Here is a 17,476-nt window from a genome sequence, read left to right as displayed (position 1 = left end):
TTAGTGCTCTGCGCCTTTAAAATATTGTTAGAGTTTCACTATTCTGAGTCTGAATGATTGTCGAACAGCGCTGCTTTGATTAAGCTTACGTCATCTTGAGGATGCAATACTGGGTATTGTCCCATATCCCCCCATCAGATAATACTCTGTTGGCAAATAATGACTTCGAATTAAAATGACAAGATACGGCCTTCGCGCTCGCGTAATCACATTGACCTTGGCACCGACCTTAATCATCGGTCTTCTTCTGAGTGCCTTTTTCTCGTATAACCGTTATCACGACCTTGAATCACAGGTACTGAATGCGGGGGCGAGCATCATAGAGCCACTCGCTATCGCCAGTGAGCAAGGACTTGTTAATCAGAGCCGCGAATCCGTCCGACGCCTTATAAGTTACGCCCACCGCAAAAACTCAAAATTTGTCCGCAGTATAGCGGTGTTCGACGCCTCTCATGAACTGTTTGTCACCTCAAACTTTCATCCCAACTTTGATACGCTGACGTTTCCCAAAGATAGACCAATACCGTTTCTCAGCTCATCAGAGTTTCATGATAATACTCTGATACTGCGTGCGCCTATTTTGGCCGAGAGCCAATTGGTATCGGACACCCGAGAATTGACCTCTACCAGCCAGATGCTTGGCTATATCGCGATTGAACTCGACCTCTCTTCGCTACGCCTGCAGCAATACCAAGAAGTCTTCTCCGCCATCCTGGTCATGGTCTTAGGGCTTATCTTGTCAGGCATCTTCGCTTATCGACTCATGTACGATGTTACGCGCCCTATCTCACACATGAAGAATATGGTCGACCGTATCCGTCGTGGTCACCTCGACGTGCGAATTGAGGGTAAGATGCATGGTGAGCTCGACTCACTGAAAAACGGTATCAACGCCATGGCGGTATCGCTGTCTGAGTATCATGTCGAGATGCAACACAGCATCGACCAGGCCACCTCGGATCTGCGAGAAACACTTGAACAGCTTGAGATCCAAAACGTCGAGCTGGATATCGCGAAAAAACGCGCACAAGAAGCTGCCCGAGTGAAATCTGAATTCTTGGCGAACATGTCACACGAGCTACGAACCCCGCTTAATGGTGTGATTGGCTTTACGCGTCAGATGCTGAAGACTCAACTCACCAATAGCCAGACAGACTATCTACAAACCATTGAAAAATCAGCGAACAACCTGCTGAACATCATCAATGACATTCTTGATTTCTCGAAGCTAGAAGCTGGTAAGCTGGCTCTGGAGAATATACCTTTCGAGTTCCAAGATAGCCTCGATGAAGTCGTCGCCCTGCAGGCCACCAGCGCTCATGAAAAGGGCTTAGAGCTAACCTTAAAAATTGATCCTAAGATCCCAAGCGGCTTGGTGGGAGACCCGCTGCGTATCCAGCAGATCCTGACGAACCTTGTGGGTAACTCAATCAAGTTTACCGAGCGCGGTAATATTGATATTTCCGTAGAACTCAAGAGCACCAAAGAAGACCGAGTGGAACTGCAATTTATGGTGCGTGATACCGGTATCGGTATCTCAGAGCGTCAACAGGCGCAGTTATTCCAAGCATTTAGTCAAGCAGATGCCAGTATCTCGAGACGCTACGGTGGTACGGGTCTGGGTCTGGTTATCACTCAGAAACTGGTGGGACAAATGGGTGGTGACATCAGTCTAACCAGTCGCCTGCACCAAGGCTCGACCTTCTGGTTTACGGTGAAACTCAGCTCAACCGATATTCCTATGCTAGACCCTATTGACCCAGCAGTGATCAATAACAAGCGCCTACTCTTGGTTGAGCCAAATATGCAAGCCGCCTCGGTGTTGCAACAAACACTGACCAATGAAGGTGTCATGGTGACCTATCGCTCAACCTTACCTGAGCGTATTGAGTCGTTTGACTACATCATTGTCTGCTTGCCTACCAATGAAGAAGTACCACTGACATTGATTGAGGATTGGATCGCTCGCTGTAAGCAATCGACGTCGAACATCATCATTGGTACCGCAAGTACTCAGCTGGCGCTCTCTGATTACCTAATGCAAACCCATGACGTACAGTGCCTCACCAAGCCATTGTCACGTAAGAAACTGCTGCAATCGCTGGTTGAGAAGCAGCCGGCACTCATCGCCCCTGTGGTTGAGGTGGCCTCTACTGAGAAACGCGCACTGAATGTGATGGCGGTAGACGACAACCCAGCGAACCTTAAGCTGATTACGGCGCTTCTTTCTGAACGTGTCGAAACGGTCGTCTCTTGTACCAGCGGTCAAGCGGCTGTCGAGAAGGCGCAAGAGCAGCATTTCGATATGGTATTTATGGATATTCAAATGCCGCAAATGGATGGTGTGACGGCGTGTAAACTGGTGAAAGAGACTCAGCAAAATGGCGCGACACCTGTGGTTGCAGTGACTGCCCATGCGATGACTGGGGAGCGCGATAGATTGCTGTCTGAGGGGATGGATGATTACCTCACCAAGCCAATTGACGAGACCATGCTACTGCAAGTGATCAACAAATGGGTACCAGTGCGTCCATCGGAGCCAGAGTCATGTCTCGATTTTGTCGCACCGAGCGACGTAGCACAGCAGTCAGAAACACCTCAACCGATTGTCATCGAGGCGCCAACCTCACAAGTGATTGATTGGAATGCTGCGCTCAAGCAAGCTGCAAACAAAGAAGATCTGGCTATCGATATGCTCCAGATGCTGGTCGACTTTATTCCTGAAGTCGCCGAGTTAAGTGAGAATATCCTTGATAATGGCTTTGATGATGTCGAGCAGGTGATTCATTTGATCCACAAACTGCACGGCAGTTGCTCGTATTGCGGAGTTCCAAGGCTAAAATCTATCTGCGCTACGATTGAAAAAGCATTGCGTGCCGGAGACACTTTGGAAGACATTGAGCCTGAACTGTTTGAGCTGCAGGATGAGATGGATAAGGTTCTGGAAAGCTCCAAGCTGTATCTAAAAGGGGATAACAGCCAAGACAAGGGCTAGCTTTCAAAAATGACTGTCGCGACGGCATAGTGTCGCTCGTCAGAGATAGAGAGGTGGTTAGACACCACCCCCATAGAAGCCGCAATTTGTGCGGCTTTTTTATTGAGCGTCAGTAAAGGCTTGCCATGATCATCGTTTGTGACTTCAAAATCATGGAACGTGACACCATGAGCAATACCCGTACCTAAAGCTTTAGAGGCAGCTTCCTTGACAGCAAAGCGCTTTGCTAAAAAGCGCCCCTGCTGCTTCAGGCTCTGGAACTGCGCAAACTCACTGTCGGTCAAGATACGCTGAGCAAACGCCTCGCCTGTTCGCGATAGCGCCTTCTCTACACGCTCGATTTCCGCTATGTCTGTCCCAAGTCCTAAGATTGCCACTACGCTTTGCCTCTACTTGTTATTTACCGTGCTCGGATTAACCGCGGCGCGCCGCTTCCATAACCGCTTTCATGTCGGCAACGGCTTTATGTAGGCCATCAAACACAGCACGACCAATAATAGAGTGACCAATGTTCAGCTCATAGATCTCTGGCAAGGCTGCGATAGGGCCAACGTTGTGGTAAGTCAGACCGTGACCTGCGTTAACCGTGATACCGATGTCAGCCGCGTAGCTTGCACCTGCAGCAATCTTCTTCAGTTCGTCTTGCTGATCTTCTTCCGTTTCAGCATCCGCGTAGTGACCGGTGTGAAGTTCGATGAATGGCGCACCTGCCGCTTTAGACGCATCGATCTGCTCGCGATCAGCGTCGATAAACAGAGACACTTTAATGCCTGCTGCCGTTAGCTTCTCTGTTGCTGCCTTGATCTTTTCAAACTGACCTTTAACGTCTAGACCACCTTCCGTCGTCAACTCTTCACGCTTCTCTGGTACCAGACACACGAATTCAGGCTTAGTTTTCAGCGCGATGTCGATCATCTCATCGGTCACTGCCATTTCTAGGTTCATACGCGTTTGCAGCGTTTCACGCAGGATACGCACGTCGCGGTCTAGGATGTGGCGGCGGTCTTCACGAAGGTGAATCGTGATGCCATCTGCGCCTGCACGCTCAGCAATCTCTGCTGCGTGCACTGGGTCTGGATACTTAGTACCACGAGCATTACGTAGGGTCGCGATATGGTCAATATTGATACCTAAAAGGATAGAACTCATCGATGATTACTCCATGATCAGGACTGCTTCATTCGAAACAGCTCCCTGCTTTTTAATGGTTTTCCGCCAAGATACGGCTTTAATGCTATGCGTGTAAAGCGTTTTGCCGCTTGTAACTGTGTTTTACTCAGGAAACGTCGCTCACTGATGGCGATGAGCTCTTCACCTAAAAAGGTCAGATTGTCTCTACGCACACTCGCGATGAATCCCTTCTGCTCCCGATAACGATAAGTCATTGTCGGATCTATAGGTTCGCCAGTACCAGCACAGTGCAAGAAGTCTACACCGTATCCCATTGCAGAAAGTAGAGCGAGTTCAAAACGCCGCAACGCAGGTTCAGGATTGGTATTGTGGGCGAGCTCTGTTAAAGCTTGAAGATAGTCGTGAAATAATTCAGGAAACGGGATCTCACTTGCCAATACGCGAGCAATTAGCTCATTCACGTACATGGCAGAATAGAGGTTCACACCGGTTAACGGCAGACCAAGACTGATGGCTTCCGCTTGTCTCAATGTTTTCATTGAGCCATTGCCGGACCACTTCAACAATAATGGGGTGAAAGGCTGTAGAGCGCCTTTGAGATTCGAGCGCTTACTTCGAGCGCCTTTGGAAAGCAGCGTGACACGACCATATTCCTCACTGAATACATCGAGTATTAAGCTCGATTCACTGTAAGGTCTTCGATGCAAAACAAAGCAGCGTTGCAATCCATCCATAGGTCATATTCTGTCTAAAAGGGATCAGAGCAGCGAGTGCTACTCTGATCTACGGTATTATTTGTTTTCGATATCGTCGATGTAGCCAAGAGAGCGCAGTGCACGCTCATCATCAGCCCAACCTGATTTCACTTTCACCCAGGTCTCTAGATACACTTTACGGTCGAACAGCTCTTCCATATCAAGACGCGCTTCACGGCCGATGGTTTTGATCTTCTCACCACCTTTACCAATCACCATCTTCTTCTGGCCACTGCGCTCTACAAGGATCAGCGCATTAATGTGGAAGCCATCCGTATCCGGGTTGTAATCGAAGCGCTCAATCTCAACCGTTACCGAGTAAGGTAGCTCGTCACCGGTGAACCGCATTAGCTTTTCACGCAGGATTTCAGACGCCATAAAACGCTGAGAGCGGTCGGTCACATACTCTTCAGGGAAGTGGTGAATCGCCTCAGGCAGGTGCTCACGAACGTGCTGACGAATCACGTCGATGTTTTTGCCGTGCTTGGCCGAAATTGGCACTACATCAACAAATTCCATCTTCTTGGTCATCTCTTGCATGTGCAGCATCACGTCATTGCGATCCTTCACGTTGTCTACCTTGTTGATACACAAGATAACAGGGAAGTTCGACTTACGCAGCTTGGTCAATACCATCTCATCGTCGTCGGTCCACTGCGTACCATCCACAAGGAATAGCACCAAGTTCACATCACTTAGAGAACTGTTTGCTGCGCGGTTCATTAGGCGGTTGATCGCACGCTTCTCTTCGATATGCAGACCCGGAGTGTCGACATAGATCGCTTGATAGTCACCTTCAGTGTCCACACCCATGATACGGTGGCGCGTTGTTTGAGGCTTGCGTGAGGTGATTGAGATCTTCTGTCCTAAAATGCGGTTAAGCAGCGTCGATTTACCGACGTTAGGGCGACCTACGATAGCCACAAAGCCACAGTGCTGCTCACCGGTGCTTTCTTGAGTTGCCGCGCTTGTCGAGTCGCTCGTTGAAGCGAAATACGCATCGAGATCGAACTCTTGATCAGAATTTGGTTTATCAGACATTGGTCAGTTTCTCTAGAGCCAGTTCCGCAGCCGCTTGTTCTGCCTTGCGGCGGCTGGTGCCTTTGCCGATAACAGGCTTATCCACACCTGCCACTTCACAGGAAACGGTAAACTCTTGGTTATGCGCTTCCCCTTTAATATTAGTCACTGTGTAGACAGGGAGTGGTTTTCTTCGACCTTGTAGAAACTCTTGCAGGCGAGTTTTTGGATCTTTCTGTGACACACCCGGCTTGATCGCATCAAGACGCGATTGATACCAGCTCAGCACGATGCCGCGAACCGTCTCGACATCGCTATCAAGATAAATCGCGCCAATGATCGCTTCAACCGCATCAGCCAAGATTGAGTCACGACGGAATCCGCCACTCTTCAGCTCACCTGGACCTAATTTTAAGTAATCTCCCAAGACGAATTCACGCCCTAGCTCAGCCAGAGTGTTACCTCTAACCAAGGTGGCACGCATTCGACTCATGTCCCCTTCGTTTACCTTAGGAAAACGATGGTAAAGATCGTCAGCAATGACAAAACTTAAAATTGAATCGCCCAGAAATTCTAGTCGTTCGTTATGGTTGCCGTGGGCGCTGCGGTGAGTCAGCGCCAGCATCAGCAGCTCGCTATCATTGAACTGATAGCCGAGCTTTTTTTCTAAAAGTTTAATAGGAGAATTCATGCTCTCTCGTTCAGTCTATTCCACCGATGCGATTAAATCTGACACCGGTTGGGATCCATGTAGGCAGAATGCTGTCTGCACCACGTTCAAATTCAAAGCTAATCCAAATGCCAACCGCTTTACCCACTAAGTTGCCTTCTGGCACAAAACCCCAGTAGCGGCTATCGGCACTGTTGTCACGGTTATCACCCATCACAAAGTACTGACCTTCAGGTACAACCCATTCGTTCACGCCGTTGCGTGGCTGATATTGATCAACACGGTCGCGACGCAGTGGATTCACCAATACCTGGTGACCTACTTCACCCAACTTTTCATCCATTTGGATAAGCGGGATACCATTTTGGATAAACGGACTGTCTTGGACATTAGACAGCTTAACCGGCTTACAGCTTGACTCGCCAGGACGCTGAATACAGATGTCCTTACGAGCGCTGTAACGAACCGTATCACCCGGCAGGCCAACGACACGCTTAATGTAGTCAATGTTTGGCTGCGGTGGGTACTTAAATACGACAACATCGCCTCTCTCAGGTTTGCCAGTTTCAACGAGCTGAGTGCGCCACACTGGATCTTTTAGTCCGTAGGCATACTTCTCAACCAAGATGAAATCACCAACCAATAGTGTCGGCATCATTGACCCTGATGGGATTTGGAATGGTTCGTAGATAAACGAACGCAACACCAAAACAAAGGCAATCACAGGGAAGATTGAAACACTATTCTCAACAAACCAAGATGGTGCGACCGCTTTGTTTGCTGTCTCTTCATCAATTTGATTTGCTTGCGCTTGGATATCCGCCAGCTTCTGCTGACGCTGCTTTTTTAATACGAGCTTATCCAAAACCCAAACGACACCAGTCACTAACGTCACGATGACGAGGATCAATGAGAAGGTATTAGCCATTCAATTCCCTTAATTTTCGTATCTTTAAAAATAACGAAAGTGAAAGCACTCACTGAGCACTTTCACTTCTGCTGTATTATGTCGCCACGTTAGGCAAAAAAATTAGTCTTTGCCTACGTGTAGAATCGCAAGGAACGCTTCTTGAGGCAGCTCGACGTTACCGATCTGCTTCATACGCTTCTTACCTTCTTTCTGTTTCTTCAACAGTTTCTTCTTACGGCTCACGTCACCACCGTAACATTTCGCGATTACGTTTTTACGTAACTGTTTCACAGTCGAGCGCGCAATGATGTGGTTACCGATCGCAGCCTGAATCGCGATATCGAACATCTGGCGAGGGATGAACTCTTTCATCTTCTCAACCAACTGACGACCACGGCTCTGAGACTGGTCTTTGTGAGTAATGATGGCCAATGCGTCAACCGTGTCGCCGTTAAGCAGTACGTCCACACGAACCATGTTCGACGCTTCAAAGCGTTGGAAGTTATAGTCCAGTGATGCGTAACCACGAGAGGTCGACTTCAGACGGTCGAAGAAGTCGAGTACCACTTCTGCCATCGGGATATCGTAAGTGACAGCCACTTGGTTGCCGTGATAAACCATGTCTACCTGAGTACCACGCTTCTCAACACAAAGCGTAATCACGTTACCTAGGTAATCTGATGGTACTAGGATATTACAACGCGCGATTGGCTCACGGATCTCTTCAATGTCGTTGGTTGCCGGCAGTTTCGCTGGGCTATCAACATAGTGAAGTGAACCGTCCGTTTTCTCTACTTCGTAGACTACCGTCGGCGCTGTCGTAATCAGGTCTAGGTCGTATTCACGCTCTAGACGCTCTTGGATGATCTCCATGTGAAGCATACCCAAGAAGCCACAACGGAAACCGAAACCAAGTGCAGCTGAGCTCTCTGGCTCATAGAACAGTGACGCATCGTTTAGGCTCAATTTGCCTAGCGCATCACGGAAGTTTTCGTAATCATCAGACGATACTGGGAATAGACCCGCATATACCTGTGGTTTAACTTTTTGGAAGCCTGGTAGTGCCACTTCACAGCCATTCTTAGCTGTGGTCAGTGTATCACCCACTGGCGCACCAAGGATGTCTTTGATACCACACACAACCCAGCCTACTTCGCCAGTATTTAGCTCAGTCGTATCAACTTGTTTAGGTGTGAAGATACCGATACGGTCAACACCCCAAACCTGACCGGTGCTCATTACTTTGATCTTGTCATTCTTCTTCAGCACGCCGTTTTTAATACGTACTAGAGAGACAACACCAAGGTAGTTATCGAACCAAGAGTCAATGATCAGTGCTTGTAGCGGATCGTCTGGGTTACCTTCTGGTGCAGGGATCGCTTTTACGATCTCTTCAAGAACGTCGTCCACACCCAGACCGGTCTTCGCTGAACAGCGAACCGCTTCCATCGCATCGATACCGACGATCTCTTCGATCTCTTCAGCTACGCGCTCTGGCTCTGCTGCAGGAAGGTCGATCTTGTTAAGAACTGGAACTACTTCAAGTTCCATTTCAATTGCGGTGTAGCAGTTCGCCAGTGTCTGAGCTTCAACGCCCTGACCCGCATCAACCACCAGTAGTGCACCTTCACAAGCCGCCAGTGAGCGTGATACTTCGTACGAGAAGTCAACGTGTCCTGGAGTATCGATAAAGTTTAGCTGATAGGTTTCCCCATCTTTCGCCGTGTAATCCAGAGTAACACTCTGAGCTTTAATAGTGATACCGCGCTCGCGCTCTAGATCCATAGAATCAAGAACCTGTGCCGCCATTTCACGGTCGCTTAAGCCGCCGCAAACTTGGATCAAACGGTCCGACAGCGTCGATTTACCGTGGTCAATGTGGGCGATAATAGAAAAGTTACGAATGTGCTTCATAGATTTGGTGTAGCTAAACTCTTAAACAATTAGGGAATGAAATAGCGGAAAAAACACGCATTTCAATTAAGTTGGCAGATTCTACCCAATTTCGTTGCGGTTCGCACCTTATTTAGGCAATGGACTGCCCGAGCACCCGCACCAATTCAACCTGTTGATGCGATGCCGCTTCCATCGGTGACACCCATTTTTTCGCGAGTCTGAAGCCAAGGTAGGCAGAAATTGCTGAAAAACCAATCACCACCAGCTCACTGCCGCCAAGTAAGGGCGCCAACCACAACTGGCCAGCCATCGCTCCCAAAAACAGAAACAGTAGCGGCAATAAATAGATCAATGCTGCTGATTGCAGAAGACTTTTCTCTGGAAACGCGATTTCAACAACATCGCCTGGGTTGACGGTTTTGGAGGTCAGTAGGTGCCAGTTCAGCTGTTTGTTACCGACCGCTTTGGTGACAATGCCGGTTCCACAACTGTTTTTTGATTGGCAAGAGCTGCAACTGGTTTGTTGGTCGCAGCTCAATTCGACTTGATAACGATGACCACGGCTTTTCACCGAGGTCACCGTTGCAAGAGCGGTCATCATGGGGTTACGCCTTCATCTGCTTGCTGTACTTTATTCAGTTTAACAGATTGTGCGATACGCTGCGCAGTGGCTGGAGGAATGTCGCCAACAACAGAGATCTGTTTATCGCCGGTCACTATGCTGTGTACGGTGCGGCGCCCTTGGCGAATCAGTTGCCCTTTCATAGAGTTACTGTCACGCTCAGACACATAGACCGAGAAGCTAAATAACCCATCGGTGTACATTTGGCTTTCCACCACATCCTCTGAAGCTATCATTCGGTAGCGATTCAAGTCTTTCGGATTGAAACCACTTGGCACCCAACCCACCTGCCAGAACGTATTCTCGATGTTGCCTTTTGGAAGAGACAACACAGCTGGAAGCTGAACCTCATCTAATGAGCTCAGCATAGTCGCAATGTGATCGTTGATGCTGTATGAGATCACGCGATACTGCTCTAAGATCTCGCCATCACGATCCAACAGGTCAGCGCGCAGTGGCAGTTTGCTCTTTTCGTCCACCCACAATACGTAGGAATAACGCAGGCCATCTTTTGGTACTACTCGGAACACCTGCGCCGCAGCGCCAGCCTCTCGAGCACGTCCAACTCTAACGTAGTCGTAGTACTGACTCAGCTTCTTGATGTCACTGTTTAGTAGTGGCATCAATGGTGCCACCATCTTACCCGACTCAATCGTAAACGGATCGACACCAGGTTCGATATAGCTGACTTCGTTGCCGCGTCGGATAACTTCTCGGACAGGACCGCTCAAATAAACTAAGTGTGCGAGCTGCTGCTCTTCATGAGTCGCATGACGATAGAGCAGAGGTTCAATACTGCTCTTTTTGATAAGGATATAAGACAGCTCGTAGTTCAATTGCTGACTGGCTTCATTCATCTGATGCAACAAAGCCTCTACAGAAGATTCCTCTTCTGCAAAGGCCGAGTTAGCAAACAAACTGAACAGCAATAACGAACTGGTCAGAAGTTTTTTCATTCAATTACCGATTCTGTATCCGTATTCAGCGAGGCGTGGTCTTCGCTGTTTAAGCGTAATTGCAACTCGTAGTCTTGCAGCAACGCATTAATACGACGACGCTGCTCTTGCACGTTAGCGCTTTCGTTTGAACTCGTCTTAGCGACTGAGTCACGAGTCAAGCTCACTGGCTCTGCACTACCGGCAAATGGAATCGTTTGTAAAACAGGAAGTTGCTCAATCTCTGGCTGCGTTGCATCTTGGCCAGAGAACTGTTGAACACCCAGAATCACAGCCATGGATACGCACGCCGCAATACCCACTTGACCAAACTGCGTGAGCCACGCTGGCAACTGACGCTTCGCCTGTGAAGGCGTTGGTTGTGATTCAATCGGAGTAACCGTTTCGGTGTTCACGCTTTGATGCGCAGGCTCATCTTCAAGAGCTAGCGCCACGCTTTCAGCGATGTTCCAATCCAGACTCTGCGGCTCATCACCTCGCATCACATCACCAATCAGATGATAGTTTTGCCAGGCTTCTTTGCTCTCCTGATCGTTCTCTAACGCTTCAATTAACGCGTCATCGATCAGGTCTCCATCCATGAATGCTGAAAGCTTCTGTTTGTCAGCCATTATATTCACCATAGTTGTAACTAGTTTTAGCGTTGAAGAAGAGGCTTAATCTTCTTCTCTACCGCTTCACGAGCACGGAAGATGCGCGAACGCACCGTTCCTACTGGGCAATCCATTACTTCTGCGATTTCTTCGTAGCTCAAACCATCAAGCTCACGTAAGGTCATCGCAGTCTTTAAGTCTTCTGGTAACGCTTCAATTGCAGCGAAAACTGTTCGCTTCAATTCGTTCGACAACGTTAAGTTCTCAGGGTTCGAAATTTCTTTCAAAGCGTTACCGGTTTCAAAAAATTCGGCATCTTCTGCATCCACATCGCTGGCAGGCGGTCTTCGACTCTGTGCCACTATGTGGTTTTTTGCGGTGTTCACTGCTATGCGATACAACCAAGTATAGAAGGCACTCTCGCCTCTAAACGTCGGGATCGCTCGATACGCTTTGATAAATGCTTCTTGGGCTATGTCCGCTACATCGCCCGAATTGCTCACGTATCTTGATATGAGATTGCAAACCTTGTTTTGATAGCGCAAAACCAATAGGTTAAATGCTTGTTTATCTCCACTTTGAACGCGCTCAATCAACACCTGATCGGTCGGCTGCTCGTTCATGCGAGCGTTCACTCCTATTCGTTATTACTCTTACCTTCTCAGATATGAGTATTAATTATGCATAATGTAGTCTTGACACCACCGCTAACATGAGCACTATTGTGACTCTATGCAATTTGGAAAGTTCCAAAATTTCTGCATTTTTTTGTTATTTATCATTCACAATGTGATTTGGCGTCAACTACAATGGGGTCAATTCTCTAGAATGGATTACTTAACGCCGCAACACAACGAGTTTTTCAATGTGTTACTCAAGGTGGTAATCCTCATAGCAAGTGCCCTTCGCCAGCTGCATTAGGCAGCTTCCTATCGTGCACTTTTAGCTGAGTAGAGTTTGCTAACTCTACTATAGGTCAGGATTTTAATAGAATTATGAACACAAACCGAGAACATCTTTGTGATGTTTTAGTCATAGGAAGTGGCGCTGCTGGTCTTTCTCTTGCGCTTCGAGTTGCTGAGCGCGCGAAGGTTATTGTTTTAAGTAAAGGCCCGCTAAGTGAAGGGGCAACCTACTACGCCCAAGGCGGTATTGCGGCTGTTTTTGATGAAGCAGACAGCATTGAATCTCATGTCAATGACACCAATATTGCTGGTGCTGGACTGTGCGAACAAGATACCGTGCAGTTTATCGCTGAGAACGCGAAAGAGTGTGTGCAATGGCTCATCGACGGTGGCGTTCCATTTGACCAAGTTGAAACAGCCAAAGACGAAGCCCCTCGTTACCACTTAACTCGTGAAGGTGGTCATAGCCATCGCCGAATTCTGCACGCGGCTGACGCCACAGGCATGGCGATGCAAACAACACTTCAAGACAATGTACTCAGCCATCCAAACATTGAGATCTTCGAACGCTATAATGCACTCGATCTTATTACCGAAGATAAAGTAGGCGGACGCAAAGACAAGGTTGTCGGGGCTTATATCTGGAACCGAAACCAAGAACACGTAGAAACCGTGCGCGCTAAATTCGTGGTCCTCGCGACAGGCGGTGCCTCTAAGGTCTACCAATACACCTCAAACCCCGACGTATCATCGGGTGATGGTATCGCGATGGCATGGCGTTCAGGCTGCCGCGTTGCGAACCTAGAGTTCAATCAATTCCATCCAACGTGCCTTTTCCACCCAGACGCGCGTAACTTCTTGCTTACAGAAGCACTGCGTGGTGAAGGGGCTTACCTAAAACGCCCAGATGGCACTCGTTTCATGCCTGATTTTGATGAGCGTGAAGAGCTTGCGCCGCGTGATGTAGTCGCTCGCGCTATTGACTTCGAAATGAAGCGCCTTGGCGCAGATTGCATGTACCTAGACATCAGCCACAAGTCAGAAGAGTTCATTATTAAGCACTTCCCGACTATTCACATGCGCTTGCAAGATCTGGGTATCGACATGACCAAGGAGCCGATCCCTATCGTTCCTGCCGCTCACTATACCTGTGGTGGCGTCATGGTGGATAAAACCGGTCAAACCGATCTCGACCAGTTATACGCGATTGGTGAGGTGAGCTACACGGGTCTTCACGGCGCCAACCGTATGGCATCTAACTCACTGCTCGAGTGCGTGGTGTATGCCTGGGCAGCGGCAAAAGATATCCTGACCAAATTTGACGACGCGAGCGTGGTTGATGCTATTCCGGACTGGGATGAAAGCCAAGTCAGTTGCTCTGATGAAGAGGTTATCATTCAGCATAACTGGCACGAGTTGCGCCTATTTATGTGGGATTACATGGGGATTGTTCGCACCGACAAACGCTTAGAAAGAGCGCTGCGCCGTATTCAAATGCTTCAGCAAGAGACGCATGAGTATTACAGCAACTTTAAGGTATCCAACAACCTACTCGAGCTTCGTAACCTTCTTCAGGTTGCAGAGCTGATGGTTCGTTGTGCGATGCAGCGTAAAGAAAGTCGTGGTCTTCACTACACGCTAGATTACCCAGATATGCTAGAGAACAGCGGGCCAACTATTCTGACACCTAATGAGTAACGAGCACACAATGAATCGTTGATTCGACTCAACTCTCTTTAAAAGCAGCCGCTACATCGGCTGCTTTTTTATGCTCACGATTAAGTGACGATAACTTGTCTCACAAGCCGAAGAGCGCCAGATAAGACGCCAACCATATCGACTATCTTTTATCGCAATCACCCAAGGCGATAGCGCGAGACTAAACTGTACGTTTCTCAGCGCCTCACTGTTTAGATACCAAACCTCGTCTTTAAGCAGCAGCCGTCCAACAACACAGGGCCTGAGCATTGAAGAAGTGATAACAAAAGTAAAAGCAACTGGCACAATGACCAAAGGAATAGGCGAGAAGACAATTAGGCTACAGAGGAATAGCCTGATAATGATATCAATATAGAAGGGGAAAGCAGAAGAATGAAGGAGCAGGTCAAGGTGATGAGTCGATGCCTGCCCCCCAGACAATAGAATTAACGCACTTTGCTTAGGTTGTGTGCCACGATTTTGTCGACCATTGACGCATGCCCAAGATTCTCGCTACGCCCATGCCCCATGACCCAGGTAAACAGGTCAGGATCATCGCATTCTAGCAGGGATACGAAGTCTCGTTGCTCTTGATCGTTGAGAGTATCAAAGCACTCTTCAAAGAAAGGCATAATTACCACGTCGAGCTCCAACATACCTCTACGACACGCCCACTTGATGCGCGCTTTTTCTTCACTAGAGTACATTCTAATCTCCATCTACTACTCAATATGAGCCGAGTGTAACAAGCAAGTGAGTGCCCCACCACACTCTGTATCACACAAACTCAACTTTGCTCACAAGATTTCGTGCAACACACTCTGTCTTATTTGCTTCCCACGTCCTCACCTCATTTATCCTACGCAGTTTAAGCTGACAAATGCCACGGTGAGGATTAACATAGCCACTATGTTTAACAATGAGATCACAATCTATGGAATGGCAACCAAGCATTCAAGCACTATCTTTAACGCCAGAGACAACGCTACCTTCATTAATGTTTACGCCGCTAACGTCATGGGGCGCCATTGAGTTATCGGGAGACGACGCTAAGTCTTATCTTCAAGGTCAAGTAACGTGTGATGTGGTCTCGCTTGAGCCTCAGCAGTCAACATTGGGCGCGCATTGTGATGCCAAAGGCAAAGTGTGGAGCATCTTCCGCCTATTTCATACCGAGCATGGCTACGCAATGTTTCAGCCTCAGAGCGCGATTGTTCAAGAACTCGCAGAACTGAAAAAGTACGCGGTATTTTCTAAGGTCGAGTTTACCCAAAGTGATAAAGCCTGCTTTGGCGTGCTGGGCGAGCAGGCGAGCGCTTGGATCGAGCAGCACTTCCCTGTGAGCGGCGACGTAAGACAACACAATGGCAGTACTGCGGTAAAAGTATCCGAAGAGAGATGGTTTGTTCTGGCTGATGCTGAGCTTGTCTCTGCGCTACAAAGCCAGGATTCACTCACTTGGGTTCAAGAAGCACTATGGACCAAGTTCGATATCGAGCAGGGTCTACCTACACTGACAGATGCTATGCAAAGCCAACACATTCCTCAGGCGTTTAACCTGCAAGCACTGGATGGTATAAGTTTCAGCAAGGGCTGTTATACAGGTCAAGAAACCGTAGCAAGAGCAAAGTACCGTGGGATCAACAAGCGCATGCTGGCAACGGTAAAAGGCACATTACCAGCGCCGGTCGCAGATGGTGACGAGATCGTTATTGAGCGTTCGGTTGGCGAAAACTGGCGTAAAGCGGGCGATGTCCTAGCCACATTCCAATACGATGACAACACCCTGCTTGCCTCTATTATCGTCAACAACAACCTTGAGCAAGATGTAGAGTTCCGTCTATCGTCTCAGCCAGAAAGTCGCCTATCGCTCGCACTTCCTCCTTATCCGCTGGATGAAGAATAATAGATGATCAACACCACGATTACTGAGTATCTGACACGGAACGGCATTGCGTTTCGTGTCCTTATGCAATCTAGAGAGGCCGTATCCATTGAAGATGCGGCGTTATTACGTGGTATCAAGCCCAATATGATGGTGAAAGCCATGGTACTCAGAGACATGGGCAATCAATATGCCCTCGCGTGTTGCCCGGGTGATCGCCAAATTGACCCAAAGAAAGTACGAGCACAGCTCCAGTCCCGACGTATGACGTGTGTCGATAGCAAAGAAATTGAGTCGCTAACCGGATATCAAATAGGGACAGTCACTCCCCTACTTATCAAGACCCCAATGCCAGTTCTCTTTGATCATTCTCTCCAAACCACACCCACAGTGACAATTAGCAGCGGTGAGCGCATTGCGGGCATTGAGCTCGCTCTTAGCGATCTGGTTCAGAACTGCTCTCCAATATGGGGTGACATCATTCGTTAGCGCCCAATTAAACGGGATCTTATGTAATATTTTGTTCACTCTGCGCAAGGAACTGTGAGAACCGTCGAGTTTTATCACTTACCTCAATGAAAAGTTATACATTTATTCAGCATAAATAGTCACAGAGTAAAAATTACGATATGGTGGTTTTGTGTTCAGTTCATCGTCACGACGAACTGAATATCACACTAGAGTGAATCTCTGCCTAGTGCAGTAACTCCACTTTTGTGTAATGCATCTGTGACATTTGGCCCGCTGTGCGGGCTTTTTTTTTACCTATTGGTATCAACTTTATCGCCCTCACTCAATCTGTAAAAGTTTATGTCTGGTGACAACTTTTTCTGATTTCTCCGGTCTATTAATCCGTAAGCAATAGCAAACGTACGCTTTTTTCCCCCACTAAGTACTGGAGAATAATGTTGATTCTCGTTTGCTAGTGACTAGCCTATCTGAAACAGGATACCGAAATAAATGGAAGCCCCCTCAACGCGCTTTTGTGCTAGGTATCACGCGGAATAGGCTGGCAAGTGGAAGAATTGCAAAACGTACCACAAAACCAAAAAGTGACCCCGATAGAGGACGAATTAAGCCCTCTCAATCACACAATTTAGCTAGGGTTTTATCTATAATTCTCGAGCTAGGACAATGCTAGGTAACACGATAAGGAAGGCTAAATGAGACTGTTTAAGCGCTATACGCCAGGTATGATTGCTAAACATATAAGTCGATTGTTTAAAGGAAAGATCTACATCTATGGACTCGGTGGCTTTGAGTTCGATAACGGCAAATTGATCATCCCTGAGCGTGCAGAGAAACGCCACTTTCAGGCCGTAAAAGAAGTAAATCAAGAAGTGATGAAACTGAGGTGCGCCTACGCATAGATGAAAGTTTAGTCATAATCTCGCTGCGCTCTCATCAACATCAAGGCAGCATCGCGTTAGACCTGAGCTC

At 48.0% G+C, this 17,476-nt stretch carries 17 protein-coding genes; 5 read left to right on the top strand and 12 right to left on the bottom strand.

Going from position 1 to position 17,476, the window contains the following annotated elements; genetic code table 11:
• Nucleotides 1-175: 175 nt before the first annotated feature.
• The gene (gene barA / locus LY387_RS02000; RefSeq protein WP_234495137.1) at nt 176-2,995 is read left to right on the top strand and encodes a two-component sensor histidine kinase BarA; all 2,820 of its coding nucleotides are present in this window, start codon (nt 176-178) and stop codon (nt 2,993-2,995) included.
• On the opposite strand, the gene acpS is transcribed toward barA, so the two are convergent.
• The 11 genes from acpS to rpoE form a co-directional block, all read right to left on the bottom strand.
• A complete protein-coding gene (gene acpS, locus LY387_RS01995) occupies nt 2,992-3,372 on the bottom strand; it encodes a holo-ACP synthase (protein ID WP_234495136.1) in 381 nt (126 codons plus the stop codon). The two genes, barA and acpS, sit on opposite strands and share 4 nt — an antisense overlap.
• A gap of 37 nt (nt 3,373-3,409) precedes the next feature.
• Nucleotides 3,410-4,144: a pyridoxine 5'-phosphate synthase gene (pdxJ, locus tag LY387_RS01990; protein WP_042473306.1), complete on the bottom strand. Its 735-nt coding sequence runs from the start codon at nt 4,142-4,144 to the stop codon at nt 3,410-3,412.
• 17 nt (nt 4,145-4,161) lie between these two features.
• The gene (gene recO / locus LY387_RS01985; protein WP_042496265.1) at nt 4,162-4,860 is read right to left on the bottom strand and encodes a DNA repair protein RecO; all 699 of its coding nucleotides are present in this window, start codon (nt 4,858-4,860) and stop codon (nt 4,162-4,164) included.
• A gap of 57 nt (nt 4,861-4,917) precedes the next feature.
• A complete protein-coding gene (gene era / locus LY387_RS01980) occupies nt 4,918-5,922 on the bottom strand; it encodes a GTPase Era (RefSeq protein WP_234495135.1) in 1,005 nt (334 codons plus the stop codon).
• Nucleotides 5,915-6,592 (bottom strand): ribonuclease III, encoded by a 678-nt coding sequence (rnc, locus tag LY387_RS01975; protein ID WP_042473301.1) that lies wholly within the window; start codon nt 6,590-6,592, stop codon nt 5,915-5,917. The genes era and rnc overlap by 8 nt, the downstream gene beginning before the upstream one ends.
• A gap of 10 nt (nt 6,593-6,602) precedes the next feature.
• Nucleotides 6,603-7,499 (bottom strand): signal peptidase I, encoded by an 897-nt coding sequence (lepB, locus tag LY387_RS01970; protein ID WP_234495134.1) that lies wholly within the window; start codon nt 7,497-7,499, stop codon nt 6,603-6,605.
• Between the two features lie 102 nt (nt 7,500-7,601).
• Nucleotides 7,602-9,395: a translation elongation factor 4 gene (gene lepA, locus LY387_RS01965; RefSeq protein ID WP_042473300.1), complete on the bottom strand. Its 1,794-nt coding sequence runs from the start codon at nt 9,393-9,395 to the stop codon at nt 7,602-7,604.
• A 112-nt stretch (nt 9,396-9,507) separates the two neighbouring features.
• A complete protein-coding gene (locus LY387_RS01960; protein WP_234495133.1) occupies nt 9,508-9,978 on the bottom strand; it encodes a SoxR reducing system RseC family protein in 471 nt (156 codons plus the stop codon).
• Nucleotides 9,975-10,955, bottom strand: coding sequence for a sigma-E factor regulatory protein RseB (rseB, locus tag LY387_RS01955; RefSeq protein ID WP_234495132.1), 981 nt, complete (start codon nt 10,953-10,955; stop codon nt 9,975-9,977). The genes LY387_RS01960 and rseB overlap by 4 nt, the downstream gene beginning before the upstream one ends.
• On the bottom strand, nt 10,952-11,578 hold the full coding sequence (locus LY387_RS01950; RefSeq protein ID WP_128649335.1) for an RseA family anti-sigma factor: 627 nt from the start codon (nt 11,576-11,578) through the stop codon (nt 10,952-10,954). Before LY387_RS01950 ends, rseB begins: the two co-directional genes overlap by 4 nt.
• 14 nt (nt 11,579-11,592) lie before the next feature.
• Complete coding sequence (rpoE, locus tag LY387_RS01945; RefSeq protein WP_103882021.1) at nt 11,593-12,171, bottom strand: RNA polymerase sigma factor RpoE; 579 nt, start codon at nt 12,169-12,171, stop codon at nt 11,593-11,595.
• Between the two features lie 372 nt (nt 12,172-12,543).
• Between rpoE and nadB the strand changes: the two genes are divergently transcribed.
• Nucleotides 12,544-14,151 (top strand): L-aspartate oxidase, encoded by a 1,608-nt coding sequence (nadB, locus tag LY387_RS01940; protein WP_042473293.1) that lies wholly within the window; start codon nt 12,544-12,546, stop codon nt 14,149-14,151.
• Between the two features lie 446 nt (nt 14,152-14,597).
• Here nadB and LY387_RS01935 read toward each other — a convergent pair whose 3' ends face one another.
• A complete protein-coding gene (locus LY387_RS01935) occupies nt 14,598-14,858 on the bottom strand; it encodes a succinate dehydrogenase assembly factor 2 (RefSeq protein ID WP_042473291.1) in 261 nt (86 codons plus the stop codon).
• A gap of 227 nt (nt 14,859-15,085) precedes the next feature.
• Here LY387_RS01935 and ygfZ point away from each other — a divergent pair, with 227 nt between their 5' ends.
• From ygfZ to LY387_RS01920, 3 genes are all read left to right on the top strand, one after another.
• Nucleotides 15,086-16,057, top strand: a complete 972-nt coding sequence (gene ygfZ / locus LY387_RS01930; RefSeq protein WP_234495131.1) for a tRNA-modifying protein YgfZ — start codon at nt 15,086-15,088, stop codon at nt 16,055-16,057.
• A 3-nt stretch (nt 16,058-16,060) separates the two neighbouring features.
• The gene (locus tag LY387_RS01925; RefSeq protein ID WP_234495130.1) at nt 16,061-16,525 is read left to right on the top strand and encodes an aminoacyl-tRNA deacylase; all 465 of its coding nucleotides are present in this window, start codon (nt 16,061-16,063) and stop codon (nt 16,523-16,525) included.
• 674 nt (nt 16,526-17,199) lie between these two features.
• Nucleotides 17,200-17,406 carry a DUF1107 domain-containing protein gene (locus LY387_RS01920; RefSeq protein WP_042473288.1) on the top strand — a complete coding sequence of 69 codons (207 nt, stop codon included), beginning with the start codon at nt 17,200-17,202 and terminating at the stop codon, nt 17,404-17,406.
• The last annotated feature ends 70 nt before the right edge of the window (nt 17,407-17,476 follow it).

The sequence above is a fragment of the Vibrio maritimus genome (genome assembly GCF_021441885.1).
Lineage (GTDB): Bacteria > Pseudomonadota > Gammaproteobacteria > Enterobacterales > Vibrionaceae > Vibrio > Vibrio maritimus_B.
The sequence above is the reverse complement of the archived record's forward strand: the minus strand, read 5'-3'. Positions and strand labels throughout refer to the sequence as shown.

Bases quoted from the DNA above. Each gene is read 5' to 3' on its own strand.
- recO (WP_042496265.1), bottom strand. From the start codon at position 4,860: ATGGATGGATTGCAACGCTGCTTTGTTTTGCATCGAAGACCTTACAGT.
- LY387_RS01960 (WP_234495133.1), bottom strand. From the start codon at position 9,978: ATGATGACCGCTCTTGCAACGGTGACCTCGGTGAAAAGCCGTGGTCAT.
- LY387_RS01950 (WP_128649335.1), bottom strand. From the start codon at position 11,578: ATGGTGAATATAATGGCTGACAAACAGAAGCTTTCAGCATTCATGGAT.
- LY387_RS01935 (WP_042473291.1), bottom strand. From the start codon at position 14,858: ATGTACTCTAGTGAAGAAAAAGCGCGCATCAAGTGGGCGTGTCGTAGA.
- lepB (WP_234495134.1), bottom strand. From the start codon at position 7,499: ATGGCTAATACCTTCTCATTGATCCTCGTCATCGTGACGTTAGTGACT.
- LY387_RS01920 (WP_042473288.1), top strand. From the start codon at position 17,200: ATGAGACTGTTTAAGCGCTATACGCCAGGTATGATTGCTAAACATATA.
- lepA (WP_042473300.1), bottom strand. From the start codon at position 9,395: ATGAAGCACATTCGTAACTTTTCTATTATCGCCCACATTGACCACGGT.
- ygfZ (WP_234495131.1), top strand. From the start codon at position 15,086: ATGGAATGGCAACCAAGCATTCAAGCACTATCTTTAACGCCAGAGACA.
- rpoE (WP_103882021.1), bottom strand. From the start codon at position 12,171: ATGAACGAGCAGCCGACCGATCAGGTGTTGATTGAGCGCGTTCAAAGT.
- nadB (WP_042473293.1), top strand. From the start codon at position 12,544: ATGAACACAAACCGAGAACATCTTTGTGATGTTTTAGTCATAGGAAGT.
- rseB (WP_234495132.1), bottom strand. From the start codon at position 10,955: ATGAAAAAACTTCTGACCAGTTCGTTATTGCTGTTCAGTTTGTTTGCT.
- rnc (WP_042473301.1), bottom strand. From the start codon at position 6,592: ATGAATTCTCCTATTAAACTTTTAGAAAAAAAGCTCGGCTATCAGTTC.
- era (WP_234495135.1), bottom strand. From the start codon at position 5,922: ATGTCTGATAAACCAAATTCTGATCAAGAGTTCGATCTCGATGCGTAT.
- barA (WP_234495137.1), top strand. From the start codon at position 176: ATGACAAGATACGGCCTTCGCGCTCGCGTAATCACATTGACCTTGGCA.
- LY387_RS01925 (WP_234495130.1), top strand. From the start codon at position 16,061: ATGATCAACACCACGATTACTGAGTATCTGACACGGAACGGCATTGCG.
- pdxJ (WP_042473306.1), bottom strand. From the start codon at position 4,144: ATGAGTTCTATCCTTTTAGGTATCAATATTGACCATATCGCGACCCTA.